General features: G+C 65.6%; 21 protein-coding genes. 9 read left to right on the top strand and 12 right to left on the bottom strand.

The annotated features are described in order from the left end of the window. Positions 1-23: 23 nt before the first annotated feature. The 12 genes from V6F88_RS22330 to V6F88_RS22385 all read right to left on the bottom strand — a co-directional run bounded on the left by V6F88_RS22330 (position 24) and on the right by V6F88_RS22385 (position 15,040). Positions 24-815: an SDR family NAD(P)-dependent oxidoreductase gene (locus V6F88_RS22330; protein ID WP_332612297.1), complete on the bottom strand. Its 792-nt coding sequence runs from the start codon at positions 813-815 to the stop codon at positions 24-26. Further along, positions 812-3,163 carry a bifunctional salicylyl-CoA 5-hydroxylase/oxidoreductase gene (locus V6F88_RS22335; RefSeq protein ID WP_332612299.1) on the bottom strand — a complete coding sequence of 784 codons (2,352 nt, stop codon included), beginning with the start codon at positions 3,161-3,163 and terminating at the stop codon, positions 812-814. The genes V6F88_RS22330 and V6F88_RS22335 overlap by 4 nt, the downstream gene beginning before the upstream one ends. Positions 3,164-3,734: 571 nt before the next feature. Further along, complete coding sequence (locus V6F88_RS22340) at positions 3,735-6,308, bottom strand: sensor domain-containing protein (RefSeq protein ID WP_332612301.1); 2,574 nt, start codon at positions 6,306-6,308, stop codon at positions 3,735-3,737. A gap of 39 nt (positions 6,309-6,347) precedes the next feature. Continuing rightward, entirely contained in the window at positions 6,348-7,148 is an 801-nt protein-coding gene (gene siaD, locus V6F88_RS22345) for a biofilm regulation diguanylate cyclase SiaD (protein ID WP_332612303.1), read from the bottom strand. Beyond that, positions 7,145-7,522, bottom strand: coding sequence for a biofilm regulation phosphoprotein SiaC (gene siaC, locus V6F88_RS22350; RefSeq protein WP_332612304.1), 378 nt, complete (start codon positions 7,520-7,522; stop codon positions 7,145-7,147). The genes siaD and siaC overlap by 4 nt, the downstream gene beginning before the upstream one ends. A gap of 40 nt (positions 7,523-7,562) precedes the next feature. After that, a complete protein-coding gene (siaB, locus tag V6F88_RS22355; protein ID WP_332612306.1) occupies positions 7,563-8,102 on the bottom strand; it encodes a biofilm regulation protein kinase SiaB in 540 nt (179 codons plus the stop codon). Positions 8,103-8,126: 24 nt separating this feature from the next. Beyond that, complete coding sequence (gene siaA, locus V6F88_RS22360) at positions 8,127-10,115, bottom strand: biofilm regulation protein phosphatase SiaA (protein WP_332612307.1); 1,989 nt, start codon at positions 10,113-10,115, stop codon at positions 8,127-8,129. A gap of 252 nt (positions 10,116-10,367) precedes the next feature. Continuing rightward, positions 10,368-11,072: an ABC transporter ATP-binding protein gene (locus V6F88_RS22365; RefSeq protein WP_332612603.1), complete on the bottom strand. Its 705-nt coding sequence runs from the start codon at positions 11,070-11,072 to the stop codon at positions 10,368-10,370. Further along, the gene (locus tag V6F88_RS22370) at positions 11,072-11,863 is read right to left on the bottom strand and encodes an ABC transporter ATP-binding protein (RefSeq protein ID WP_332612309.1); all 792 of its coding nucleotides are present in this window, start codon (positions 11,861-11,863) and stop codon (positions 11,072-11,074) included. Before V6F88_RS22370 ends, V6F88_RS22365 begins: the two co-directional genes overlap by 1 nt. Continuing rightward, on the bottom strand, positions 11,860-12,825 hold the full coding sequence (locus tag V6F88_RS22375) for a branched-chain amino acid ABC transporter permease (protein WP_332612310.1): 966 nt from the start codon (positions 12,823-12,825) through the stop codon (positions 11,860-11,862). Before V6F88_RS22375 ends, V6F88_RS22370 begins: the two co-directional genes overlap by 4 nt. Next, on the bottom strand, positions 12,825-13,745 hold the full coding sequence (locus tag V6F88_RS22380) for a branched-chain amino acid ABC transporter permease (protein ID WP_046807392.1): 921 nt from the start codon (positions 13,743-13,745) through the stop codon (positions 12,825-12,827). Before V6F88_RS22380 ends, V6F88_RS22375 begins: the two co-directional genes overlap by 1 nt. A gap of 131 nt (positions 13,746-13,876) precedes the next feature. Further along, the gene (locus V6F88_RS22385) at positions 13,877-15,040 is read right to left on the bottom strand and encodes an ABC transporter substrate-binding protein (protein WP_046807391.1); all 1,164 of its coding nucleotides are present in this window, start codon (positions 15,038-15,040) and stop codon (positions 13,877-13,879) included. Positions 15,041-15,308: 268 nt separating this feature from the next. Here V6F88_RS22385 and V6F88_RS22390 point away from each other — a divergent pair, with 268 nt between their 5' ends. From V6F88_RS22390 to V6F88_RS22430, 9 genes are all read left to right on the top strand, one after another. Next, a complete protein-coding gene (locus tag V6F88_RS22390) occupies positions 15,309-15,803 on the top strand; it encodes a MarR family winged helix-turn-helix transcriptional regulator (RefSeq protein ID WP_314365364.1) in 495 nt (164 codons plus the stop codon). A gap of 62 nt (positions 15,804-15,865) precedes the next feature. After that, complete coding sequence (locus tag V6F88_RS22395; protein ID WP_332612317.1) at positions 15,866-16,906, top strand: hypothetical protein; 1,041 nt, start codon at positions 15,866-15,868, stop codon at positions 16,904-16,906. Between the two features lie 143 nt (positions 16,907-17,049). Beyond that, a complete protein-coding gene (gene argJ, locus V6F88_RS22400; RefSeq protein ID WP_332612318.1) occupies positions 17,050-18,276 on the top strand; it encodes a bifunctional glutamate N-acetyltransferase/amino-acid acetyltransferase ArgJ in 1,227 nt (408 codons plus the stop codon). A 6-nt stretch (positions 18,277-18,282) separates the two neighbouring features. Next, positions 18,283-19,149 carry an ATP-binding protein gene (locus V6F88_RS22405; protein ID WP_332612320.1) on the top strand — a complete coding sequence of 289 codons (867 nt, stop codon included), beginning with the start codon at positions 18,283-18,285 and terminating at the stop codon, positions 19,147-19,149. Next, the gene (locus tag V6F88_RS22410) at positions 19,142-20,104 is read left to right on the top strand and encodes a Nudix family hydrolase (protein WP_332612322.1); all 963 of its coding nucleotides are present in this window, start codon (positions 19,142-19,144) and stop codon (positions 20,102-20,104) included. The genes V6F88_RS22405 and V6F88_RS22410 overlap by 8 nt, the downstream gene beginning before the upstream one ends. 325 nt (positions 20,105-20,429) lie before the next feature. Continuing rightward, positions 20,430-21,851 (top strand): ABC transporter substrate-binding protein, encoded by a 1,422-nt coding sequence (locus tag V6F88_RS22415; protein ID WP_332612324.1) that lies wholly within the window; start codon positions 20,430-20,432, stop codon positions 21,849-21,851. A gap of 1 nt (position 21,852) precedes the next feature. Continuing rightward, positions 21,853-22,974 (top strand): ABC transporter ATP-binding protein, encoded by a 1,122-nt coding sequence (locus V6F88_RS22420; RefSeq protein ID WP_332612326.1) that lies wholly within the window; start codon positions 21,853-21,855, stop codon positions 22,972-22,974. Then, the gene (locus V6F88_RS22425; RefSeq protein WP_332612328.1) at positions 22,971-23,915 is read left to right on the top strand and encodes a carbohydrate ABC transporter permease; all 945 of its coding nucleotides are present in this window, start codon (positions 22,971-22,973) and stop codon (positions 23,913-23,915) included. The genes V6F88_RS22420 and V6F88_RS22425 overlap by 4 nt, the downstream gene beginning before the upstream one ends. Then, positions 23,905-24,804, top strand: a complete 900-nt coding sequence (locus V6F88_RS22430) for a carbohydrate ABC transporter permease (RefSeq protein WP_332612329.1) — start codon at positions 23,905-23,907, stop codon at positions 24,802-24,804. The genes V6F88_RS22425 and V6F88_RS22430 overlap by 11 nt, the downstream gene beginning before the upstream one ends.

Consider the following 24,804-nt stretch of genomic DNA (forward strand, 5'->3'; position numbering starts at 1 on the left):
CCAGGGGTTGATGGGGCGCCGGCCTAGCCGGTCATCACTTCGCCGCCGTCCACGGCGATCGCCTGCCCGTTGACCGAGGCCGAGGCCGGCAACGCCAGCCAGGCCACCGTTTCGGCCACTTCCTCGGGCTGCACCAGGCGGCCCTGCGGGTTGCGCTCGGCCAGTTTGGCGCGGGCGGCGTCCGGCGTCATGCCGGTCTTGTCCACAATATTGGCCACCGCGCCGCGCACGATGTCGGTCTCGGTATAGCCCGGGCACACCGCGTTCACGGTGACGCCCTTTTGCGCGGTTTCCAGCGCCAGTGAACGGGTCAGCCCGATCACGCCGTGCTTGGCGGCGCAGTAAGCACTGACATACCCGTAGCCGATCAGGCCCGCCGTGCTGGCCACGTTGATGACGCGGCCCCACTTTTCTTGCAGCATGCCCGGCAACGCGGCCTGGATGCAGTGGAACGTGCCGGTCAAGTTCACCGCAATCATCTGGTGCCACAGCGCCGCGTCGGTGCGGTCAAACCGCTGGCTGACCGCCTGGCCCGCGTTGTTCACCAACACCAGCACCGGCCCGAATTCCGCCTCGGCTTGTGCAAACGCGGCGCGTACCGATGCTTCGTCCGCGATGTCGGCGCTGACGGACTGCACCTGCCCCAACGCGGCCAGGCTATCCGTGGCCGCTTCCAGCGCCGCGCCATCACGGCCCAGCAGCGTCACGCGTGCGCCACGCGCCAGCAGCGCACGCGCGCTGGCCAGCCCGATGCCGCGCGCGCCACCCGTCACCAAGGCATGGCGCCCCGCCAGCGATTGCGCAAGACTCATCATTTGATATCCAGTTGCGCCATCGCCGCGGCGCGTTCAAAGTTGGTTTCCAGTTGGCGCTTGCCCGCGAAGTACTGGCTGGGCCAGGCCACATCGCGATAGCCCACGCGCGCCGCTTCGCGCAGCGTCCACGAGGCGTCGGCCAGATGAGGGCGCGCCAGCGCGCACAGGTCCGCACGGCCCGACGCGATGATGCCGTTGGCATGGTCCGCTTCGAAGATGGCGCCCACCGCAATGGTCGGAATGCCCGCCTCGTTGCGCACGCGGTCCGCGAACGGCGTCTGGAACATGCGGCCGTAAACCGGCTTTTCTTCCTTGCTGACCTGACCCGACGAGCAGTCGATCATGTCGGCGCCCGCCGCCTTGAAGTGACGCGCGATGTCCACCGCGTCGTCGGCGGTGATGCCGCCTTCGACCCAGTCGCTGGCCGAAATCCGCACCGACATCGGCGTGTCCCGCGGCCACGCCTCGCGCACCGCCTTGAAGACCTCCAGCGGGAAGCGCAAGCGGTTCTCCAGGCTGCCGCCGTACTCGTCCTCGCGATGGTTCGTCAGCGGCGAAATGAAGCTGGACAGCAGATAGCCGTGCGCGCAGTGCAGCTCCAGCCAATCGAACCCTGCCGCTTGCGCGCGGCGGGCCGCCGCCACAAAGTTGTCGCGCGCATCGTCCATGTCGGCACGCGTCATCGCGCGCGGCGTCTGCGACACCCCTTCGATGTACGGCAGCGCCGACGCCGACAACAGCGGCCAATTCCCTTCCGCCAACGGATGATCGATCTTCTGCCAGCCCAGTTGCGTCGAACCCTTGCGGCCCGCATGGCCCAGCTGCACACCGATCCGCGCATCGCTATTGCCATGCACGAAATCCACAATTCGCTTGAACGCCTGCGTCTGCTCGTCGTTCCACAGGCCCGGGCACCCCGGCGTGATGCGCCCATCCGGCGACACGCAAGTCATCTCGACCATGACCAGCCCCGCCCCACCCATGGCGCGCGCGCCCAGGTGCACCAGATGGAAATCACCCGGCACACCGTCCGTGCACGAATACATCGCCATCGGCGACACCAGAATGCGATTCTTCAAGCGCACGCCGCGCACCTGATAGGGCGTCAACATCGGAATGGCCGGACGCTGACCCGGCGCTACCTGCGCGCCGGCACGTTCCGCGATCCAACGCTCAAAGCCTTCCAGCCAGGCCGGATCGCGCAAACGCAGGTTTTCATGCGAGATGCGCTGCGAACGCGTCAGCAACGAATACGCAAATTGCTCCGGCTCCAATTCCGCGTAACGCTCAACGTTCTCGAACCATTCCGTCGAATTGCGCGCCGCGTTCTGAATCTTCAGCACTTCCACGCTACGCACTTCCTCGTAGTGCTTCAGACCCGCCTCGACACTGCCCTCGGCGCCGCTCAGGCAGCGCGCCAGTTCGATGGAATCCTCAAGCGCCAGCTTGGTGCCCGAGCCAATGGAAAAGTGCGCCGTGTGCGCCGCATCCCCCATCAACACTACCGGCACCCGACGCTGTCCGCGCGACGTCTCCAACGTATTCCAATGCACCCAGGTGTTGCAGATCACCCGCGGGAAACGGATCCAGATCGCCGAGCCACGCAGGTGCGACGCATTGCTGATCAGCGCATTGCCATCCAGCCAAGGCGCAAACAGCTTTTCGCAATACGCAATGCCCTCTTCCTGGCTCATCTGCTCAATGCCCGCCGCCTGCCACGTCTCTTCAGGCGTCTCGACAATAAACGTCGACATCCCATCTTCGTAGCGGTACGCATGCGCCTGGAACCAGCCGTGTTCCGTCTGCACGAACGCAAACGTGAACGCATCAAACACCTTCTTCGTACCCAGCCACACAAAGCGGCAACGGCGCTGATCGATGTCCGGGTGGAACGTATCCGCGTAACGCGTCCGGATCTGGCTGTTGATGCCGTCCGACGCAATCACCAGATCCGCGTCGTACTCGCGGGCGATGGCCTGATCGTCCTGAACAAAGTTCTCGAACACCAGCTTCACGCCCACATCCTCGCAGCGCGCCTGCAAGATATTCAACAGCTTCTTGCGCCCAATCCCAATAAAGCCATGCCCGCTGCTGCGGATGCTGCGGCCCTTGAAATGGATATCGATATCATCCCAATGGTTGAACGCGTCGCCAATGGTCTGAGCGGAAACGGGATCGGCTTCACGCAAGTTCTGCATGGTGGCATCCGAAAACACCACGCCCCATCCAAAGGTGTCATACGGACGATTGCGTTCGATGACCGTCACTTCGTTCGCGGGGTTCTGCAACTTCATGAGCAGACCGAAATACAGGCCGGCGGGACCGCCGCCGATGCAGACTATTTTCATTGCCGTATACGCTCCGAGGTACGCGACAGTCGCTCGTGTATCGGAGCGGGGCGCCGCGGATATTTAGGTCTGGATAGTTTAGGCTTGAAATATATACCTGAAGTGAGGGGTGCGCAAATGCGGGAAAGCTATTAGGAAAACCAGAAAAAAGGGACACGGCAACGAACGTCACCGCGGAAAAGACAAACCGCACGGACCACAAAATAGTGCCGTACCCGTCGCCGGAGCCAGCAAGGCAAATTGAAAGAAAGGAATAGAAGCAGGGGAGAGAAGCAGAGAACGATAGCCAGAGTCAGCGCGGCAACGCACGCAAGATCCGCCCCCCAAAGCGCGAGAGCGCCCCCCACCGACGCACAAAAGCGCGTAAGCCCCAGGCCGCCCGCGCGGCCGGCCTGGGGCGAGCCCCGCAAGACCTTCCGCCCCACCCCACCCGTGGCTACACCCTTAAGAACCCCACCCGCCCCAGCGACCGATCACAATGCCCGATCGCCGGGCGTCAAAAGAACCCAACACCCGCCCCAAGCACTCAACACCCGCCCAACAACGCCAACCCAAAACCCAAAACAGCCACCTACCTCCCCCGCAACCACTCCTCCAACTCCCCCGCCGGCAACGGAGGCGAAAACAAAAACCCCTGCCCCGCCGCGCACCCCTGCTCGATCAAAAACCGTCGCTGCTCTTCATTCTCAACACCTTCGGCCACCACAGGCAGGCTCAAGCTTTCACCAATCCGTATCACCGCACTGGTCAACGCCCGCGCCGCATCATCGCTTTCCAGCCCCTGCACAAAGCTGCGATCCAGCTTCAGCTCATCGACAATCAGCCGCCGCAAGTGCCCCAAGCTGGAATACCCGGTTCCGAAGTCATCCATCGACAGCCGCACCCCCAGGCGATGCAACTCCGCAATCGTCCGCAACGTCCCGGCCGTGGCGTCCAGCACCACCCCTTCCGTGATCTCAAGCATCAGATCCGCCGGCGCCAGCCCAAACTCCGCCAACGTCGCCGCAATCATCCTGGGCAGATTCAGATTATGGAAATTCGTCGCCGACAAGTTCACCGACACCGACGGCACCCGCAACCCGTTGTTGCGCCAGATCGCCAACTGCGAACACGCCTCGCGCAACGCCCAGTCTCCCAGGTCGCCGATCAGCCCGCATTCCTCTGCCAGCGGCACAAACCGCGCCGGCGAAATATCGCCCAACGTCGGATGGCGCCAGCGCGCCAGCGCCTCAACTCCATACAGACTGCCGTTCTTCAAACCCACCTGCGGTTGATAGTGCAGCCGTAACGCTTTCGCTTCCAACGCATCCCGCAACGCCGCTTCCAGCGCCAGGCGCTCTTGCGCCTGCCGGTTCATTTCCGCGCTGAAGAAAGAGATGCGGTTTCGCCCCGCCGTCTTCGCCTGATACATCGCCATGTCCGCATGGCGCAGCAGCGTATCCATATCGCGGCCATTTTCCGGGAACACGCTGATCCCGATACTGACCGACGGATTCAACGTCACGCCGCCCACCGAAAACGGCTGCGCCAACGCCACCAGGATATGTTCCGCCGCCGCCGTCAGACGGCCATGCTCGAAGTCCGGCATCAACATCACGAACTCGTCGCCCGACAAGCGGCCCACGATGTCCGACGCCCGCGCCAGCCGGCGCAAGCGCTGCGCCACATCCCGCAGCAACGCATCGCCGATCGGATGCCCCAGCGTATCGTTCACCTGCTTGAACCGGTCCAGGTCCAGGAACAGCACCGCCACCCGCTTGCGTTCCGGCTCCGCCCGCGCAATCGCCTGCTCGGCCTGCGCCAGCAACAGATTCCGGTTCGGCAAGCCCGTCAACTCGTCATAGAACGCCAACTGGCGAATCCGCGCGCGCGCTTCCTCGCGCTCCAATGCCAGCGCGCACAGATACACGCACACATCCACCAGCCGATGATGAAAATCATCCGGCAGACGGCGTTCACGGAAATAAAAGCCGAACGTACCGATCACCCGGCCGTCGCTGGACTTGATGGGCGACGACCAGCACGCCTTGATGTCTTCCGGCAACGGCAGATGGCGGTAGTCGTCCCAAAGCGGGTCCGTCGCGATATCCGGCACGATCACCGGTCGGCCCAGGAACGCCGACGTGCCGCAGGCGCCCACATTCGGGCCGATCTTCACCCCGTCCAGCGCGCTGGAGTAAGCATCCGGCATGCTGGGCGAAGCCAGCGGCCGCAGATGCCCCGTATCGTCCACCCGCAACACCGTGGCCGCCACTTCGGGCGCCAGGCGCTCAACCTCGCGGCACACCATGTTCATGACCTCGACCACCGACGCCTCGTTCACCATGGCTTGCAGCACGCGGCGTTGCAGCACCTCGTGCACCTTGGTCGGCGTAATGTCGGTCAGCACATCCACGATGTTCACCAGCGTGCCACGGTCATCGAAAACCGAGTTGGCCATGACCGACACCCACAACGGCTTGCCGCAGCGGTCATAGACCAGCACGTCTTTATGGAAGCCTTCGCGGCAAGCGATGCGGCGGTCCAGTTCCTCGCGCGTGCCGCCGTCCGGGCGGCCGCCCGCCAGCAGCTCGCCCAGCTCTTGATCCAGCGCGTCGCCGCGCGAAAATCCCAGCATGCGCTGAAAGCCGTCGTTCACGTAGACGATGCGGCCGTCGCAGCCGGACACCGCCACCGCGTTGCCCGTTTCGTTGATGCCCAACAGCAGCAGGCGCACTTCTTCCTGCCGTTCCGCATCCGCGATCGACTTGCGCGACACGACGGATACCCGGGTGACCTCGCCATGCTCGTCCCGCAAGGGCAGGTACGTCGCTTCGATCCACAGGCTGGCGCCGTCCTTCATGCGGTAGCGGCACGTGCCCGAAAAATGTTCGCCCCGACGCAAGCGCGACCAGATGCGTTCGCCGCTGGCGATGCCCTTGCCTTCGTCCATGCTGTCGCACAGCATGTCGTGGCGCAGTGTCAGCGCCTCTTCGCGGGTATAGCCAACTGCCGTCAGAAAATTGGCGTTGACCGTCAACAGCGCGCCATCGACGTCAAAATCGAACAGCAACAGCGCCCGATCCATCGACGCCAGGTAGTTCTGGGTATGCCACGCGGCGCCCTGGGGGCCCGCGCTTGAAACGCTTGCCTGAGTGTCAAGCATAAGGGGCTCCATACCGGATAACAGCAGATCCGGTTTCATTCAGCGCTTTGGAAAACCAAGGGCGACGCGATCGCGTCCGTCCTGCTTGGCAAGGTACAGCGCCTGGTCCGCTCGGCTTAGCGTTTCGGAAAAGGTTTCTCCGGATTGGTAGTGCGCCATGCCGATGCTGACCGTCAGCCTCAATACGTCGTTCTCGCCCGCCGCGACCGCCAGCCCGCGCACCGCGCCGACCAGCCTGTCCATGACGCCTTGGGCGGCTTCGGGTTGCGTGTTGGGCAACATCACGAGGAATTCCTCGCCGCCCCACCGTCCGCATAGATCGCCTACGCGCAGGCTTTCGCGCAGCACGCCGGCCAGTTCCACCAACGCGCGGTCGCCGGTTTCGTGCCCATGGCGGTCGTTGACCGCCTTGAAATGGTCCACGTCCAGCATGGCGACAACGAAACTTTCGTTGCTGCGCGAAGCGCGGCCGACTTCCTGCTTGATCATGTCCATCAGCGCGCGCCGGTTCAACAGACCCGTCAACGGGTCGCGGCTGGAGGTTTCCTCAAGCGCCGCGTTCAGGTCGCGCATCATGTTCTGGTAGTGATCGGAGATGCGGGCAATGCGGGTCAATCGGCGCAGTTGCCGGTCGAACTGGTCGCACAGGCCCAGCTCGCGCTCGTGCGCCATCGATTGGTAGGCGTCCGACAACTGGGTCACGCGTTCAATGCGCGCCATCTGTTCGGCCGTGTGCCGCCACAGCGCTTCAAGCGCCTCGCGCAGCGGGTGGCCGGTATGGGCGGGGTCCGCCAGCAGTTCGGCGATGCGGCGATCCAGCTCGGCGGCGCCCGGTTTCATTCGCGGCCAACCACCGAAAACGGAAAGGTGCAGTCTTCCTTGAATTCCTCGGCCAGCTCGCCGACGCGCTCATTGCGCTTGTCGTAGAACCACGTCACGCTGACCGGCTGGCCCTTGCAATGGGCCGCTTCCAGCAAGTCGAAGATGTCCATGACGGATTTGATGCTGCTGGTGTTCAGGTACAGCAGTTCCAGCTCCAGCTTCAGCGGGGCGGCCGCGCCCAGCAGGTACGCTTCGACCCATTCGATCACCGGACCGAACAGTTCAAAGGAATTCTCGGGGTAGGAGTCGCCGCGCATCGCCAGCACGCCGGCGGCGACGTCGGCGGTGATGGCGGGCGTGGACTGCGTCCCGGGAATGTTCAGGTCTTTCATCAGATACTCCGAAAATGATTCTTGGATGCGCGCGGCGCCTTCAAATCACAACGCTAAGGCTGAAGAACGCAATGCCCTCGCCCGCCGTGGGCGTCAGGCTGGCTTCCAGCGGAGCGCCCGCGCGCCGCGCAATATCGATCAGCCCCAGGCCGGCACCCGAGGCCACGCCCTGGGCGCGCGGCTTGTGCAGCTGCGCCTTGTATTCGGCTTTCAATGCCGCCTTGTCCAGCGCGGCCAGTTCGCGGATGCGCGCGACCAGCGCATGGCCGTCCTCGGCCTTGACGCGGTTGCCGGCCGACACCACGTAGCGGCTTTCGTCGCGGCGGCCAATCACCACCGTGGCGCAGGCTTCGGCATCGCCATTGGCGGCGGCGTATTGGCGGATGTTCTGGATCATTTCGATATAGACCGAAAAGACGTCCATGGCTTCCGCCGGGCGTGCATGTTCCGCGTTCAGGTAATTTTTGAGCGCGTTGCCGATTTCTTCGATCAGGCTGCGGGAGATCGGCCCGTTAAAGCAAAGCAGGGTCCGGTTCTGGTTGAACCTTTCGCCCAGCGCGTAGAGATCGGAGGCATTCATAGGGGGTTACCGCCCTGATAACGTTTATTCGAAACGGAAAGACAGCAGGGTGATGTCGTCACGCTGGGGACGACCACCCTGGTACTGCGCCAGCGCCTGCGAAAACGCGGCGGCTTGCTCGGTTAACGGCTGCTGCGCGTGTCTCTTGAGCATTTCCGCGAAACGCGTGTTGCCGAAACCAAATCCGTGCTCGCCGCCCGCCTGGTCCAGGAAGCCGTCGGTGGCCAGGTAATACGTCCAGCCCGGTTGCAGCGGCACCTCGATGTTTTCATAAACGCCCACCCGCTTGTCGCCCAGCGCGCGCTTGCCGCCCGGGATTTCGAGCAGGCTCTCGCCGTCGCTGGCGTACAGGCTGATCTTCGCGCCGGCATAGCGCAGGCGCGCGGATTGGCGGTCAATATATACCAGCCCCGCGTCCGTATTCGTGGCCAGCGCGCGGGGCAATTGCGCATCCGCAAGCATGGCGCGGATGGCGCCGTCGGTGCGGGTCAGGACCCCGGCCGGATCGCCGGGGCCGACCTCGGTAATCGCCAGATCGATCGCGGCGCGCGCCAGCATCGTCATCAGCGCGCCCGGCACGCCGTGGCCCGCGCAGTCCATGATGCCCAGCAGGCAGTTGGCGCCATCGGAACGGAACACGTAGAAGTCGCCGCCGACCACATCGCGCGGCTTCCACAGCACGAAGTGGTGTGCGCCCAACGATTGCGTCAGCTGGCGGTCGGGCAGGATGGCGCGCTGGATCAGGCTGGCGTAATCAATGGAATCGCCGATTTTCTTGTGCGCGGCCGCCATGGCGCGGTTGGCGTCTTCCAGCGCGGAGGTGCGTTCGCGCACCTTGCTTTCCAGTTCGGCCGTGTGCTGGCGGACCTTGTCGGCCATGACGCCGAACGCGCGGCTGAGGTCGCCGATTTCGTCCTGGCCGCCCGGGGGCAGGCGCACGTCGTAACTGCCGTCGGCGATGGCGCGCGCCGATTGCTGCAAGCGGCGCAAGGGCCGCAGCATCAAGCGTTCAATGGCGTAGCCGAAGCACAGCAGCATGGCGGCGAACAACACCACCAGGCCGATGGCGGCCGGCCACAGCCAGTCGGTGTCCAGCACGCGCGCGGCGCCCAGGTCCACCAGGGTCAGCACGTGCCAGTGCAGTTCGGGCATATACGCCACCGACACCAGCTGGCGCGCGCCGTCCATGACGACCCACGCCGTCTGCACCGATTGCGGGTCCGCCTGCGCGGCATGCATGGCCGCGCGCAATTCGTCCCGGCCCGGCCCTGCGTCCAGCAGGCTGAAGACCCGCCCCCGATCCGCCGCGCCGCCGCCCGCGCCCGAGTTGTAGGCGATCAGCGTGGGGTCCATGTGCGCCTGGATGGCGCCTTCTTCATCGACGATGATCGGCGTAACGCCGGGTTGCCCGCTGTTGACGAATTCCCGCAGGAAGCCGCCCACATCCAGGCCCGCGCCGGTCAGCCCCACCACCTTGTCGCCGTCGCGCACCTGCGCGTTGATCCAGACCTTGGTGGTCTTGAGCTTCAGGTCGGGGTTGACGTTGATGTTGTACTTGGCCGGGGACTTCAGCGTGGCGTAGAACCAACCGTCGTCCGCCGCCGAGGGGCTGAGCGTGTAGCGCGGCGCTTCGGACAGCGGCTGCTCATCGTTGAAGTAGTAGTTGCCGGAGGCGGCGCTGGCGATGAAGTAAGCGCGCCCCAGCAAGTCGCGCCGGTAGCCGTCGGCCTCACGAAAGAAAAGCTCGCGGGCTGCGGGATCGTTTTCGTTACGCAGCCAGCGGCGGGTGACCTCGCTGTCGGCCAGCCGCAAGGACAAGGCCAGCTCGCGCGACACCGGCGCCAGGATGCGCTGCCGGTTCAGCTGCGTGAAGTTATCGGCGAAGGCCCGTCCAAAGTGGTCCCGGACCCCGTCCAGCACCAACCAACCGATGACGGCGGCAGGCGCCAAGGCGACCACGCAGGCCAGCAACAGCGCCATCAATGATTTTTTGCGCAAACCCCATTTCGCCATGCGAAGTCTTCCTGACAGCTTGATAAGACATAACGTGCGTCACGTGCGTACCCACTCGGCAGGCACACGCGATGGGGACAGGCGCGACAAGTGTAGAGAACAGCGGGGGCAATTGAAACAGCTGCAAACGTCTGGAATCGAGCCAGACACCTTGTGTTTCAACGCAGAAATGAAAATGGCGGTTTATTGCGTTTTATTTCCTACTTTTTTCTTATTTTGTTCACGCTCACCCGCCAAGGTGCGGCTTTATTACTACACGCCCAGATAGCGTTCCCATAGGCCACGGTCGGCGTCCAGCGCGGGCGAGTCACCCGTCCACACGACTTTGCCGCGTTCCAGGATGACGTGCTGATCCGCCAGGCTGAGCAACCTTTCGACATATTTATCGATGACCAGGATGGTCTGCCCCGCTTCGCGCAAACGCGCCAGGCAGTGCCAGATTTCCTCGCGGATCTTGGGCGCCAGGCCTTCGGTGGCCTCGTCCAGGATCAGCAGGCGCGGATTGGTGACCAGCGCCCGGCCGATGGCCAGCATCTGCTGTTCGCCGCCCGACAGCTGGTTGCCCATGTTGCGGGCGCGTTCGCGCAGGCGCGGGAACAGGTCGAAGACGCGGTCGGGCGTCCAGGGGTCGGTAATGTCGGGATTGCGGGCCGCCACGAACGCCGTCAGGTGTTCGCGCACGCTCAGGTTCGGAAAGCACTGGCGACCTTCCGGCACGATGGCCACGCCGGCACGCGCGATGCGGTCCGTGCTCCAGCCGCTGATGTCCTGGCCCGCGAAGTGGATCTTGCCGCCACGCAATGGCAACTGGCCGAACAGGGTGCGCAGCAGCGTGGTCTTGCCCATGCCGTTGCGGCCCAGCAGCGTCACCACCTGCCCCGCGCCAATTTGCAGGTCCACGCCGAACAGCACCTGGCTGGCGCCGTAGCCGCTCTTGGCCGATTCAATGGTCAGCATCATGCGGTCTCCTCGTCGCCCAGGTAGGCTTGGCGCACTTCGGGATTGGCGCGGATGTCGTCAGGGGTGCCGGTGGCGATGACGCGGCCATACACCAGCACCGACAAACGGTCGGCCAGGCGGAACACCGCCTGCATGTCGTGTTCGACCAGCAGCATGGCGGCGCGGCCGCGCAGGCTTTCGATCAGTTCGGTCAGGCGGACGGTTTCGTCCGGCCCCATGCCGGCCATGGGCTCGTCCAGCAGCAGCACGCTGGGACGCGCGGCCAGCGCCAACGCAAATTCCACCTTGCGCTGCTCACCGTGCGGCAAGGTGCCGGCCGGGCGGTCCAGCAGGCTGGCGTCGATGGCGCATTCACGCGCCAGCTCTCGCGCCTGTTCGTACAGAGCGGCTTCGGCGGCGCGCGGCTTCCAGAAACGGAAGCTGCTGCCCGCGTGCGCCTGCACCGCCAGCACCAGGTTGTCCAGCACGTTGGACTGCTTGAAGATATTGGTGATCTGGTACGACCGCGACAAGCCGGCCGCCACGCGCTGGTGGGCGTTCAGGCCGGTCACGTCCCGCCCGCCGACGGTCAGCGTGCCGGAGTCGGCGGCCAAGGTGCCGGACAGCAGATGGATCAACGTGGATTTGCCCGCGCCGTTGGGGCCGATCAAGGCGTGGATTTCGCCCGGGTTCAGGGACAGCGACACGTTGTCGGTGGCCACCAGCGCACCAAAGCGGCGCACCAGGCCGGTGGCCTGCAAGGCGGGCGTATTCGCCGGGGCGGCTTGTGCAATGGATGACAGGCTCATGATCCCACCTTGCCGGATTGGGCGGCGGCGCGGCCGCCGAACATCGGGCCAAACAGGCCCACCAGGCCGCGCGGCGCGCCAAACACCACGCACAGCAGCAACACGCCCAGCGGCAGATGCCAGTATTCCGTCCACAAGCGCAGCACCTCTTCCAGCGTCAGCATCACCACCGCGCCGGCCACACCGCCCCAGCGCAGCCCGATACCGCCCACCAGCACCATGATCAGCAGGTTGGCCGACTGCGTCCAATGCATCAGGCTGGGGGAAATGAACAGATTGTGATTGGCCAGCAACGCCCCGGCCAGGCCAGCCGCCGCGCCGCTGAGCGTGAACGCCACCAGCTTGATGCGGTAGACGGGATAGCCCATGGATTCCATGCGCGATTCGTTCTCGCGGATGCCCTGCAAGGCCGTGCCGAAGCGCGACGACACCACGCGGCTGAACACCCACATCAACAGCGCAAACAGCACCAGCACCAGGTAATAGAAGCTGACGTCATTGGCCAGGTCGATGCCCGGCAAGGTGGAATAGCCGGGCAGGTTCAGCCCGTCTTCCCCGCCGTACTGGCGTAGCGAAATGAAGATGTAGAACAGCATCTGCGCGAACGCCAGCGTGATCATGATGAAGTAAACGCCGCGCGTGCGCAGCGAAATCGCCCCCGTGATCGCCGCCAGCACGGCCGCCAGCAGCATCGCCACCGGCCAGACGATAAACGCCGACGTGATGCCCGACATCGCCAGGATGCCCACGGCGTAGGCGCCCGCGCCGAAGAAGGCCGCGTGCCCCAGCGCCACCATGCCGCCATAGCCCAGGATCAGGTTCAGGCTGGTCGCGGCCAGTGCGTAGATCAGCACGCGGCGCACGAACGAAATGTAGAAATCCAGCCCCAACGCGGGCGCCACCAGCGGAAATGCCGCCAGCGCCAGCAGCAGGACCACGGTCCAGAGTGTGCTTTTCATCATCAACCCCGCGCCGGAAAGAGGCCCGAGGGCCGGAACACCAGCACGGCCGCCATCAATACGTAGATGGCGATGGCGGCCAGCGTCGGACCGACGCTGGAAGCGACAGCGGGCGAAAAGACCTGGCGCAGCAGCATGGGCAGGAAGGCCCGCCCCGCCGTGTCCACCATGCCCACCAGCAAGGCGCCCACAAAGGCGCCCCGGATGGATCCGATGCCGCCGATGACGATGCACACCAGCACCAGGATCAGGATTTCCTCACCCATGCCGACCTGCACCGACGTGATCGGCCCCAGCAACGCGCCGGCCACGGCGGCCAGCATGGCGCCCAGCACGAACACGCCCAGGAACAGCAAGGGCACGCGCACGCCCATCAGCGTGGCCATCTGGCGGTTGGACGCGCCGGCCCGTACCAGCACGCCGGCGCGGGTTCGCGTCACGAACCAGTACAGCCCCGCGGCGGCGGCCACGCCGAACACGATGATCATCAGCCGATAGGCCGGGTACAGCAAGTCGGGCAGCAGGCGCACCGGACCTGACAACACAGCCGGCATGTTCAGCATGACGGGCGCCGGGCCCCAGATCATCTTGACCAGGTCATTGGCGATAAGGATGACGGCGTAGGTGCCCAGCACCTGTGCCAGATGGTCGCGCAGCGCAAGGCGGCGGATAAGCGTCAGTTCCAGCACCACGCCGACCAGGCCGGTGGCGACGGCCGCCACCAGGACGGCGGCGGTGAATGAACCTGTGCGCTGCATGGTTTCGGCGGCGACATAGGCGCCGGCCATGTAGAGCGAGCCGTGAGCCAGATTCATGATGTCCATGATGCCGAAAACCAGGGTCAGCCCGGCCGCGATCAAAAACAACATCAACCCAAACTGCAGACCGTTCAGCAATTGCTCGACGATCAGCGTAAACGTCATGAACACTTCCCCCTGCCGCGCGCCTTGATGGCGGTGCGCGTGCGATTCAAACCTACATGGGACGGCGGCGCGCGCCGGCCGCATCCGGCAGGGCCGGAAACCACGGCTGACGCGCGCTTGGGCGTCTTACCTCAGAGCTTGCACTCGCCGACGTAGACGTCCTGGTACTTGTCGAACACCTTGCCGACCAGCTTGTTGGTGATGCGGCCGCTGCCGTCCTTGTCGACGACGCGCAGGTAATAGGCCTGGATCGGATAGTGGTTCTTGCCGTAGGTGAAGCTGCCGCGCACCGATGGGTAGTCGGCCTTTTCCAGGGCGGCGATGACGGCCGCGCGATCCGAGGCCTTGCCGCCCGCCTGCTTGACGGCGGCGTCCATGGCCATGATCACGTCGTACGCCTGGGCGGCGTAAACCGACGGATAGCGGCCGTTGTATTCCTTGCGGAAGGCGTCCACGAACACTTTGTTCTGCGGCACGTCCAGGTCGTGCGCCCATTGCGCGGTGTTGTACATGCCCAGCATGGGTTCGCCCACGGCCTGGATCACGTCTTCGTCAGCCGAGAAGCCCGGGCCGATCAGCTTGACGCTTTGCGACAGCCCGGCCGACACGAACTGCTTGACGAAGTTGATGCCCATGCCGCCCGGCAGGAAGATGTAGACGGCGTCCGGCTTGGCGGCGCGAATCTGCGCGATCTCGGCGGCGTAGTCGATCTGGCCCAGCTTGGTGTAGACCTCGTCGCCCGGGGCGGTCTTGTAGCCGCGCTTGAAGCCCGTCAACGCGTCCTTGCCGGCCGGATAGTCCGGGGCCATGATGAACATTTTCTTGAAGCCACGGTCGGCGGCGACCTTGCCGGCGGCTTCGTGGAAGGCGTCGTTCTGGTACGACGTGCCGAACCAGTAGTTGTTGCACTGGGCGCCGGCGAACTGGCTGGGGCCCGGATTGTTCGACAGGTACGGCACCTTGGCGGCGAACAAGGCGGGTCCGACGGCCAGCGCCACGTTCGAGCCGATCGGGCCGGTGAAGAAATCGATTTTTTCGCGCTGGATATATCGCGTGACCAATTGGCGGGCCTGGTCGGGGTTGCCGCCCATGTCGGTCTGCACGAATTCGGCGGGCTGTCCGCCCAGCTTGCTGCCCAATTGCTTGATGGCCAGGTTGAAGCCGTCGCGCGCTTCGGCGCCCAGCGCCGAGAACGGGCCGGAGATATCGTTGGCGATGCCGACCTTGACGGCGTCGGCCATGGCCACGGCCGGAACCAGCGCGGCGGCGGCGATAAGGGAAGTGATCAAACGCATGGTGGTGTGCTCCGTGCGCGAGCCCGCGCAGAGGGTGTTCTTATTGAGGGTGCGATTCGAATGACTTCTGCGCGCGGCATAGGGAAAGCTGGCGCGGTTCATAGTTTAGGTTTAAAGTATTCTTCAAAACAAGACTAGGGTTTTTACCAGCGGGGTTTCTACCGCGGGTTTACCAGCCCCCCATCAACGATGACCACTTCGACGACACGCTGGGTACGGCGCACGCGCGACAGTACCCGACATCTTGCCGAACCTCAAGAAAACGCCGATGACTGACGCCCCTGATCTCGAATCCCGCGCCGCGCCCGACGACCACCATGCGTTGCGCCTCTGGTTGCGCATGCTGACCTGCGCCAATCTCATCGAAAGCGAGATCCGCAGCCGCCTGCGTAACGAGTTCGACACCACCCTGCCCCGCTTTGACCTGATGGCGCAATTGCAGCGCGCGCCCAAGGGCATGAAGATGGGCGAGCTCTCGCGGCACATGATGGTCACCAACGGCAATATCACCGGCATTACCGACCAGCTTGAAAAAGAAGGGCTGGTGGTGCGCACCAAGGTCGAGTCCGACCGCCGCAGCTCGCTCATCAAGCTCACGCCCCAGGGCAAGAAGAGCTTTGCCCGGATGGCGCGCGCCCATGAAACCTGGGTCAAGTCCATGTTTGGCGACCTGCCCGAATCCACCCGCAACGCGCTGTTCCAGGCGCTGGGTGAACTGAAGCTGCAAGTGGTGGCCACCCGCTCGGAATCCGCCAAGCCATAAGCCCACGCCTTGCCTGCCGCCGGCGCTGAAAACCGCCCCCGGTTTGGCGCATAATTGCCGCCATGATTCCGGTTTCCCTTCCTGGCGGTAATTTCTACGTGCTGATGGCGGCGTCGCTGGCCTGCCTGGCGACCTTGCTGACCTGGCTGGCCGTGCTGGCGACCACGCCCAGCGCGCGCCTGTGGCTGGGCGACCACCGCCGCTTCGGCACGACCTTGATGACCATACTTGCGCTGGTCGGCGCCATCTTTCCTTATCAGCAGTTCAGCCTGTGGTTTGCCGCGCACCGCGACGCCGAGGCCGACGCCGGCCGCAAGACAACGCTGGCCCACGCCACGCGCTTGTCCGGCGTGGACATGCCCGCCGGCACCGTGCTCAGCCTGACCCGGCCGGGCGAACTGGCCTCGTTCGACCGCGCCGTCTTCCCCGACGCGCAACCCGCCGCCATCCTGGGGGTGTCCGCCACCCGCCTGTTCCGCTACGCCGCCACGCCCAAGCAACCCGAGACCCTGTCCGTGGAAATTGCGCGCGACCAGGCGCAGGAAGGCTGGCTGTGCGCGCACGGACATCGGCTGGAATTCGTGTTGCAAGGCGGCCAGCCGCGCTTTGCCAGCTGCCATCTGGCGGTGGGCAATACGCTGGACCAGCAGCCGGTGCCCCCGGGCGCCTGGCTGAAAGTGGACGAGGCCGCGCGCGGCACGGCGCCCGACACGGGTGCAAGCACGCCGCGCTGGTTGCTGCGTACCGAGGGCAGCGACGCGGTGGCGTTGCGCCAGCTGCCCTTGCTGAAGGTAGACATGCGGCTGGACAGCCAGCGCCGCCTGCTGGATTTTGAAGGCCTGCTGGCCCGCGAGACCACGCTGGGCGCCATGACCTACCCGCCCGGCACCCGCGTGCTGGCCGCCAACCCGCGCCTGCCCGGTGCGCAAGCAGGCGACCTGTTGTTTTCGCCGTCGCGCGGGCGCTCGGCGCGCCGCAACGGGGGTGAAGATGTCGACGCCGGCAACTCGGTGCTGCAAGCGCCGGACGGCACGGTGCGCAGCGTGCTGACCAACCGCCAGGCCGGCGTGCTGGACGTGGCGGCCATGCGGATGGCCCCCTGACCGCCCGTGCCCCGTGACCGCCCGTGCCCCCTGACCGCCGCCTGACAAACCCCTGCCGCAAACCGGTGGGATAATACGAAGCTTTCCCCCGCGCGCCGCCTGACCGGCGGCGATTTTGTCCTGCCTACTCAAGAGACGAAGTCATGGCCGTTAATTTGCAGATCCCCTCCGAGTCCGAAATTTTTCCTGTAGCCGGTGTTGAAATCGGCGTCACCGAGGCCGGCATCCGCAAAGCCAACCGACGTGACCTGACCGTGTTCCGCCTGGCCGAAGGCACCAGCGTGGCGGGCGTGTTCACGCGCAACCGCTTCTGCGCCGCCCCGGTGCAGGTCTGCCAGGCCCACCTGGCCGCCGGCGGCCCCATCAGCGCGCTCGTCATCAACACCGGCAACGCCAACGCCGGCACGGGCGAGGAAGGCTTGAAGAAAGCGCAGGACACCTGCGAAGCGCTGGGCAAGCTGCTGGGCGTGCCCGCCTCTGAAGTCCTGCCGTTCTCCACCGGCGTCATTCTGGAGCCGCTGCCGCTGGACCGCCTGGTCGCCGGCCTGCCGGGCGCCATCGCCAACCTGGGCGCCGACCACTGGTCCAGCGCCGCGCACGGCATCATGACGACCGACACGCTGCCCAAGATCTCGTCGGCCCAGGTGCGGATCGACGGCAAGACCGTCACCTTCACCGGCATCAGCAAGGGCGCCGGCATGATCCGCCCCAACATGGCGACCATGCTCAGCTTCCTGGCCACCGATGCCGGCATCGCCCAGCCGCTGCTGCGCAAGCTGGCCGGTGAAATCGCCGACGCGTCGTTCAACCGCATCACGGTTGACGGCGACACGTCCACCAACGATTCCTTCATCATCGCCGCCACCGGCAAGTCGGGCGTGAACGTCAACAGCGAATCGGACGCCGCCTACGCCGCCGTGCGCGACGCGCTGACCGCCGCCGCGCTGGAACTGGCCACCAAGATCGTGCGCGACGCCGAAGGCGCCACCAAATTCATGACCATCCGCGTCGAAGAAGCCGGCACCACCGAAGAAGCGCTGAAGGTGGCCTACGCCGTGGCGCATTCGCCGCTGGTCAAGACCGCGTTCTTCGCGTCGGACCCCAACCTGGGCCGCATCCTGGCGGCCGTGGGCTATGCCGGTATCGACGACCTGGACGTGTCCAACATCCGCCTGTGGCTGGACGATGTGCTGGTGGCCAAGAACGGCGGCCGCAACCCCGACTACCAGGAAGCCGATGGCCAGCGCGTGATGAAGCAGGCCGAAATCCTGGTGCGCATCGCGCTGGGCCGCGGCCAGGTGTCTGACACCGTCTACACCTGCGACTTCTCGCACGAATACGTGTCCATCAACGCCGACTACCGTTCGTGATCGGCCATGAGCGCTAGCGAGTTCACCACCCTGATCCAGCGCGCCGAGCGCGTGCTGGCGCAGCTTGAGGCCTTTCTGCCGCCGGCCACGCCCGAGATCGACTGGAGCGCGCACGCGTTCCGTTGGCGCAAGCGCGGCTCGCGCGGTTGGCTGGACGCCGTGCGCCACGTGGCGCGCATCGACATGCAGGACCTTCAGCACATCGAGCGCCAGAAGGCCACCATCGACCGCAACACGCAGCAGTTCCTGGCCAACAAGCCGGCCAACAACGTGCTGATGACCGGCGCGCGCGGCACCGGCAAGAGCTCGCTGGTCAAGGCGATGCTGGCGGCCTATGGCGACCAGGGCCTGCGCCTGATCGAAGTGGACAAGTCCGACCTGGGCGACCTGGCCGACATCGTCGAACTGGTCGCGTCGCGCCCCGAACGCTTCATCGTGTTCTGCGACGACCTGTCGTTTGAAGAAGGCGAGCCCGGCTACAAGGCGTTGAAGTCGGTGCTGGACGGTTCGGTGTCGGCTTCGGGCGACAACGTGCTGATCTACGCCACGTCCAACCGGCGTCACCTCATGCCGGAATACATGAGCGAGAACCTTCAGGCCAAGCATCAGCCCGATGGTGAAATCCACCCCGGCGAAACCGTCGAGGAAAAGATCTCACTGTCGGAACGCTTCGGCCTGTGGCTGTCGTTCTATCCGTTCAAGCAGGACGACTACCTGGACATCGTCTACCACTGGCTGCGCGAGCTGGGCTGCCCGGAGGCGCACATCGAGCCCTCGCGCACCGAGGCGCTGCAATGGACGATCGAACGTGGGTCGCGCTCGGGGCGCGTGGCCTATCAGTTCGCGCGCGATTGGGCGGCCCGCCATGTCTGAAAAGATCGTTGACGTTGCGGCGGGCCTGATCCTGCGTCCCGACGGCATGCTGCTTTTGGGCCAGCGGCCCGAGGGCAAGCCCTGGTCGGGCTGGTGGGAGCTGCCGGGCGGCAAGCTGGAGCCCGGCGAAACCGTGCTGCAAGCGCTGGCCCGCGAATTGCAGGAAGAACTGGGCATCCGCGTGACGCAGTCGCGCCCGTGGGTCACGTATGTGCACGTCTATCCGCACACCACGGTGCGCTTGGCGTTCTGCCACGTCACCGCCTGGGAAGGCGAACCGCGGGGGCTGGAAAACCAGCGCCTGGAATGGGTGGACCCGGCCAACGCGGCATCGGTCGGCGACTTGCTGCCCGCCACGCTGCCGCCGCTGCGCTGGCTGCAACTGCCCACCACCTACGGCATCAGCTCCATCGAATCGCGCGCGGGCGTGCCGGCCTTCCTGGGCCGGTTGGAAGCCGCTTTGGCGCGCGGCGTAAAGCTGGTGCAGTTCCGTGAACCGCAGTGGCCCGACGGCCCCGGCGCGGCCTCGCTGCATGAAGTGCTGCATCAGGTAAAGAAGCGTTGCCGCGCGGCCGGCGCGCGGCTGCTGGTCAACAGCGCGCACCCGGCGGCGTGGTGGAAAGAGGCGGACGGCGTGCACCTGCGCACGGCAGATGCCGCGCGCCTGCATGCGCGCCCGGAGTTGCCGGCGGGTGCGCTCGTCGGCGTGTCGGCGCACGACAACGCACAGGTGGTGCACGCGCGCGAACTTGGCGCGGACTTCGCAGTGCTGGGGCCCGTGCTGGATACGCCCAGCCACCCCTGCGCGGCCACGCTGGGTTGGGAAGGCTTTGTACAAGGCAACCGGGATGCGGGCATCCCGGTGTTTGCGTTGGGCGGCCAGTCGACCAGCACCGTGTCCCAAGCATTGCGGCATGGCGCGCACGGTATCGCCGGCATTCGCGGCGTGATCTGACGCGGCTGGCCGGCGGAAACGGACCCGGTACCTAACGCGCCGCTTTTCTTCGGCTGGTGGCATCCAGACGCCGCGTTCCGTGCTTGCCACGGCGCGGCGTTTTTCATTGCATGGCGCCTCGATCGCAGCGGCGTCGCGCTACCCAGGCCCTTGCAGCGCCGCTGCGTGGCCCCCTAGGGAAACTCCCCCCTTGCTGCCTCCGGGCCGAAAGCAATATCTTGATCACCACAATGTGACCACGTAGTCACATCTAGCCTGGAACCCCTCTTCACCGTCGTCGCTGCACCCTCTCTTTGTCGTCGTCCCCACAACAAGGAAGTCCAGCATGCCCCAGCGTTTTCCCCTTGATGGCAGCGCCGACCCGGCCCGCCGCGACTTCCTCTTGCGCGGCGCCGCCGGTCTGGCCGGCGCGGCCGGGCTTGCCGCCACCGGCTGGCCCCTGCCCGGCCTGGCGCAACCCGTATCGCCATTGACCTTTGCCTTCTGGCCGTGGGGCAGCGAAATCGTGCAGCAGGGCGCTGCGCGCTTCACCCAGGAAAGCGGAGTGCCGGTGAACCTGTCGCCCATCCCCGGCGACTACGCCGCCGTGCTGGAAACGCAGTTGGCAGCCAAGGCCCCGCTGGACATGTTCTATGCGCAGCGCGGCCAGGCGTCGCGCTGGTACGCGGCGGGATGGATACGCGCCATCGACGACATGCCCGGCCTGGCCGACATCCAGAAGCAGATGTTTCCCGGCATCGTCGATGATGCCCGTGCCACCGACGGCCGCTACCTGGGCCTGACGTATTACAACGGCGGGCCCTTCGCGTTGTTCCGCAACGAGAAGATGCTGGGCGAAGCCGGTTTCCAAGGCACCGCCAACGCCGCCGACTACCCGCGGGATTGGGCCACCGTCGAAAAGCAGGCGCGCGACATCAAGAAAAAAGGCCTGTGCGAACACCCGCTGCTGATGCCCTGGTACAACGCGTGGACCGGCCTGCCGTGGGCGCTGATCGCGCAGTGCTTTGCCGAAGGCGAGCGCTTCGTGGACGGCGAATTACGCGCCACCTTTGGCCCCGACACGCCGATCGTGAAAGTGCTGACGGACTGGAAACGCTGGTGGGACGACGAGCTGGTGCAGCGCGCCGTGCTGACGTGGTCGGGCACCGAAACATCCAGCTCGTGGATGAAGGGCCAGCACGCGTTTCACCTGAACATCGACTACTACAGCTTTAACTACAACGATCCGGCCAAGAGCCAGATTGCCGCGTATTCCAGCTACAACCCGGTCGTGCCGGGCGCCACGCACGACACCGTGCTGGTGGGCCACGCGCTGCTGTGCATGTCCACCCGCAAGCGCAGCGACGCCGAGCAGGCCGCGCTGTGGGAACTGGTGAAGTACTTCGGCTACCGCGACAAGGCGGGCCAGCTCACCACGCACAAGAACTGGATCGCCAAGGCCAATCTGGAAGTGCCGTTTCCCGAGCTGTATCGCGATCCGGAAAGCCGCGCCGCGATCATGAAATGGATGTACCCCCCGCAGGCCGAGCAGGTCTACCAGTGGCTATTCCAAGGCCGCGAAAAGGCCGTTGCCGCGCACATCCTGAAGGCGCCCTGGTATCAGGAATGGGATACCGGCATGCACGAGATGATCGCGCAGGACCTGCTGATCAAAGGGTCGAAGACGCCCGCCCAGGTGGCGACCGAGCTGCGCGCCCGCTGGGATGCGCTTTACAAGAAGTACGCCAAGATCCTGAAGCGGAGCTGATATGGCCAGCGTAACCCTGCAAGGCATTCAAAAGGCGTACACGCATTTCCAGGCAGTGCGCTCGCTGGACCTGGACATTCGCGACGGCGAATTCGTGGTGCTGCTGGGGCCGTCCGGCTGCGGCAAGACCACCACGCTGAACATGATCGCGGGGCTGGACACGCCCACCGGCGGCGAAATCCGCATCGCGGATCGACGCGTGGATCAGGTGCCGCCGCACCGCCGCAACGTGGCCATGGTGTTCCAGAGCATTGCGCTGTATCCGCACATGACCGTGCGCGAGAACATCGGCTTTCCGCTGCGCATGCAGAAGATGCCGTCGGCCGAGGTGCGCGCGCGCGTGGACCAGGCCGCCAGCCTGCTGCGCGTGCAGTCCATGCTGGACCGCAAGCCCTATCAGCTGTCGGGCGGGCAGCGCCAGCGCGTGGCGATCGGCCGCGCGGTAGTGCGCAACCCCGACCTGTTCCTGTTCGACGAACCGCTGTCCAGCCTGGACGCCAAGCTGCGCACCGACATGCGCGTCGAGCTCAAGCGCCTGCACCGCACGCTGCAAGCCACGTTCATCTACGTCACGCACGATCAGGTCGAAGCCATGACGCTGGCCGACCGCATCGCCGTCATGTCGGGCGGCAACCTGCTGCAATTCGCCGACCCCGACACCATCTACCGCCGCCCGGCCAACATGGAAGTGGCGGACTTCATCGGTAACCCCGGCATGAACTTTCTTGGCGGCACGCTGCACGCGCAAGATGGCGCGCCGGCCCTGCACGCCGCGGGCAATGTCTATGTGCTGCCGCCCGCGCTGCAGGCGGCGGCGCGCGCCTTGCCCGAGGGCAGCGCCGTCACCTTGGGCATCCGGCCCGAAGCCATGGCGCCCGCGCCGCTGGCGGGCGACGGCTTGCTGCTGCAAGGCAGCGTGTGGGCCGTTGAACCGGTGGGGCCCGACCAGTTCGTGGACGTGTGCGTGGGCGGCGAAGACGGCCCGCGCCTGCGCGCCCGTTTGCCGCCCGAACGCCGCTACGAGGTTGGCGCGCCGATTGCGCTGGCGCTGCCCGCGGCGCGCCTGTACCTGTTCGACGCACAGGGGCTGCGCGTGCATGGCGGCGAGGAGCCGCGTCGATGAGCGCCGCCAGCCTGTCGCCGGCACGCCCGGCCGCCGCGCGCCCCGGTGGGCGCGAGATGTCGGACCTGAGCTTTGCGCTGACGGTGATCGTGGCGGTGTACGCGTTGAACACGCTGATCATCGGCGTGCCGCTGGGCTATTCGTTCTGGCTCAGCCTGCACGACACCAACGCCATCCTGCGCACCGAGGAGTTCGTCGGCACGGACCTGTATGGCGAAGTGCTGGCCGACCCCGCCGTCATTGACGCCATCTGGCGCAGCCTGGGCTTTGTCGCGATGTGCGTCGTGGGCTCGTTTGTGGCCGCGCTGGGCATCGCGCTGGTGCTGAACGAAGAGATGCCATTGCGCGGCCTGGTGCGCGGCCTGGCGCTGTTGCCCTGGGCCATGTCGCAGGTGGTGACGGCGACGGTGTTTTCGTTTTTGCTGAACCCAAGCTTTGGTGCGCTGACCGGGCTGCTGGCGCCGCTGGGCCTGGCCAACGCGGCCACCGTCTGGCTGTCCAGCGACTGGGCGCTGTTCTGGGTCGCCTTGGCGTTTGTCTGGCATATCGCGCCGCTGGGCAGCTTCTTCTACCTGGCCGCGTTGCAGACGATTCCGCGCGATCTCTACCGCGCGGCGCGCGTGGACGGCGCGGGGCCGCTGTCGCGCTTTCGGCACATCACCTTGCCGCACTTGAAACACACCACGTTGATCGTGCTGGTGGTGATGACGGTGGAAGCGGTGCGCCAGTTCGACCTGCTGTTCTCATTGACGCGCGGCGGGCCGGGCACGTCCACGCAGATCCTGCCGCTGCTGATCTTCCGCTACAACTTTGAATTTTCGAAGTATGGCCTGGCCTCGGCCGCGGCCTTTCTCTTGACCGTGCTGTCGCTGTTGCTGGCCACCGCCTACTTCATGCTGATCCGCAAGAAGCGCCCCCAAGGAGCCGCCCATGCGCAATGACGCTGCCCAAGTCACCGGCGAAGGCTGGCGCCCCTGGCTGGTCGGGGCCGGCGTCGCGCTGGTCGCCTTCTGGTGCTTGTTCCCGCTGTACTGGACGCTGAAGGCGTCATTCATGGACGAGTCGGCCATCATCATGGGCGTGGCGCACAACGTGGGGGGGTTCACGTTCGACAACTACCTGCGCGTGTTGGGCATGTCGACATCGGATTCGATCTTTGGCGGGCAGACCAAGGCCATCATGACGGGCTTTGTGAACAGCGCGCTGGTGGCGCTGCCGGCGGCGGCCGTGGGCACGGCCATCGCCACGCTGGCGGGCTACGTGCTGGGCCGCTTTGAATTTCCGTTCAAGGGCCCGCTGCTTTACGTGTTGCTGGCGTCCCGCACCTTGCCGCCGATTGCGTTGCTGATTCCGTACTACGTGTTCTTTGCCGCCATCGGCCTGGCGGGCAGCCTGTTCGGGCTGTGGATCGTATACCTGACCGCCGTGATCCCCTTGCTGTCGTGGGTATTGATGGGCTACTTCGCATCGCTGCCCGTTGAGATCGAGCGCGCGGCGCGCATGGACGGCTGCACGCGTTGGCAGATGCTGCGCCACGTGACGCTGCCCATGGCGCTGCCGGGCATTGCGGCGGCGTTCATCATCGCGTTCCTGGTTGGCTGGAATGACCTGTTGTTCGCCATCGTGCTGACGGGCGGCACGCAGGCGCAAACGCTGTCGGCGTCGTTGTTGGGGCTGTCGCCGCTGATGCCGGGCTTTCGCGCGGACCTGGGCCTGTTCGCCGCCGCCAGCATGCTGGCGGCGCTGCCCCCGCTGGCGCTGGCCATGCTGTTCCAGCGCTTTATCACCAACCTGAACATCGTCGATCCCGTGACGAGCAATACGGACTAG

Source organism: Achromobacter sp. ESBL13, assembly GCF_036668755.1.
Taxonomy (GTDB): domain Bacteria; phylum Pseudomonadota; class Gammaproteobacteria; order Burkholderiales; family Burkholderiaceae_B; genus Achromobacter.

What these genes read in the sequence shown, in the direction of transcription:
- V6F88_RS22330 (WP_332612297.1), bottom strand. Translation starts at nt 815, where the DNA reads ATGATGAGTCTTGCGCAATCGCTGGCGGGGCGCCATGCCTTGGTGACG.
- V6F88_RS22335 (WP_332612299.1), bottom strand. Translation starts at nt 3,163, where the DNA reads ATGAAAATAGTCTGCATCGGCGGCGGTCCCGCCGGCCTGTATTTCGGT.
- V6F88_RS22340 (WP_332612301.1), bottom strand. Translation starts at nt 6,308, where the DNA reads ATGCTTGACACTCAGGCAAGCGTTTCAAGCGCGGGCCCCCAGGGCGCC.
- siaD (WP_332612303.1), bottom strand. Translation starts at nt 7,148, where the DNA reads ATGAAACCGGGCGCCGCCGAGCTGGATCGCCGCATCGCCGAACTGCTG.
- siaC (WP_332612304.1), bottom strand. Translation starts at nt 7,522, where the DNA reads ATGAAAGACCTGAACATTCCCGGGACGCAGTCCACGCCCGCCATCACC.
- siaB (WP_332612306.1), bottom strand. Translation starts at nt 8,102, where the DNA reads ATGAATGCCTCCGATCTCTACGCGCTGGGCGAAAGGTTCAACCAGAAC.
- siaA (WP_332612307.1), bottom strand. Translation starts at nt 10,115, where the DNA reads ATGGCGAAATGGGGTTTGCGCAAAAAATCATTGATGGCGCTGTTGCTG.
- V6F88_RS22365 (WP_332612603.1), bottom strand. Translation starts at nt 11,072, where the DNA reads ATGCTGACCATTGAATCGGCCAAGAGCGGCTACGGCGCCAGCCAGGTG.
- V6F88_RS22370 (WP_332612309.1), bottom strand. Translation starts at nt 11,863, where the DNA reads ATGAGCCTGTCATCCATTGCACAAGCCGCCCCGGCGAATACGCCCGCC.
- V6F88_RS22375 (WP_332612310.1), bottom strand. Translation starts at nt 12,825, where the DNA reads ATGATGAAAAGCACACTCTGGACCGTGGTCCTGCTGCTGGCGCTGGCG.
- V6F88_RS22380 (WP_046807392.1), bottom strand. Translation starts at nt 13,745, where the DNA reads ATGACGTTTACGCTGATCGTCGAGCAATTGCTGAACGGTCTGCAGTTT.
- V6F88_RS22385 (WP_046807391.1), bottom strand. Translation starts at nt 15,040, where the DNA reads ATGCGTTTGATCACTTCCCTTATCGCCGCCGCCGCGCTGGTTCCGGCC.
- V6F88_RS22390 (WP_314365364.1), top strand. Translation starts at nt 15,309, where the DNA reads ATGACTGACGCCCCTGATCTCGAATCCCGCGCCGCGCCCGACGACCAC.
- V6F88_RS22395 (WP_332612317.1), top strand. Translation starts at nt 15,866, where the DNA reads ATGATTCCGGTTTCCCTTCCTGGCGGTAATTTCTACGTGCTGATGGCG.
- argJ (WP_332612318.1), top strand. Translation starts at nt 17,050, where the DNA reads ATGGCCGTTAATTTGCAGATCCCCTCCGAGTCCGAAATTTTTCCTGTA.
- V6F88_RS22405 (WP_332612320.1), top strand. Translation starts at nt 18,283, where the DNA reads ATGAGCGCTAGCGAGTTCACCACCCTGATCCAGCGCGCCGAGCGCGTG.
- V6F88_RS22410 (WP_332612322.1), top strand. Translation starts at nt 19,142, where the DNA reads ATGTCTGAAAAGATCGTTGACGTTGCGGCGGGCCTGATCCTGCGTCCC.
- V6F88_RS22415 (WP_332612324.1), top strand. Translation starts at nt 20,430, where the DNA reads ATGCCCCAGCGTTTTCCCCTTGATGGCAGCGCCGACCCGGCCCGCCGC.
- V6F88_RS22420 (WP_332612326.1), top strand. Translation starts at nt 21,853, where the DNA reads ATGGCCAGCGTAACCCTGCAAGGCATTCAAAAGGCGTACACGCATTTC.
- V6F88_RS22425 (WP_332612328.1), top strand. Translation starts at nt 22,971, where the DNA reads ATGAGCGCCGCCAGCCTGTCGCCGGCACGCCCGGCCGCCGCGCGCCCC.
- V6F88_RS22430 (WP_332612329.1), top strand. Translation starts at nt 23,905, where the DNA reads ATGCGCAATGACGCTGCCCAAGTCACCGGCGAAGGCTGGCGCCCCTGG.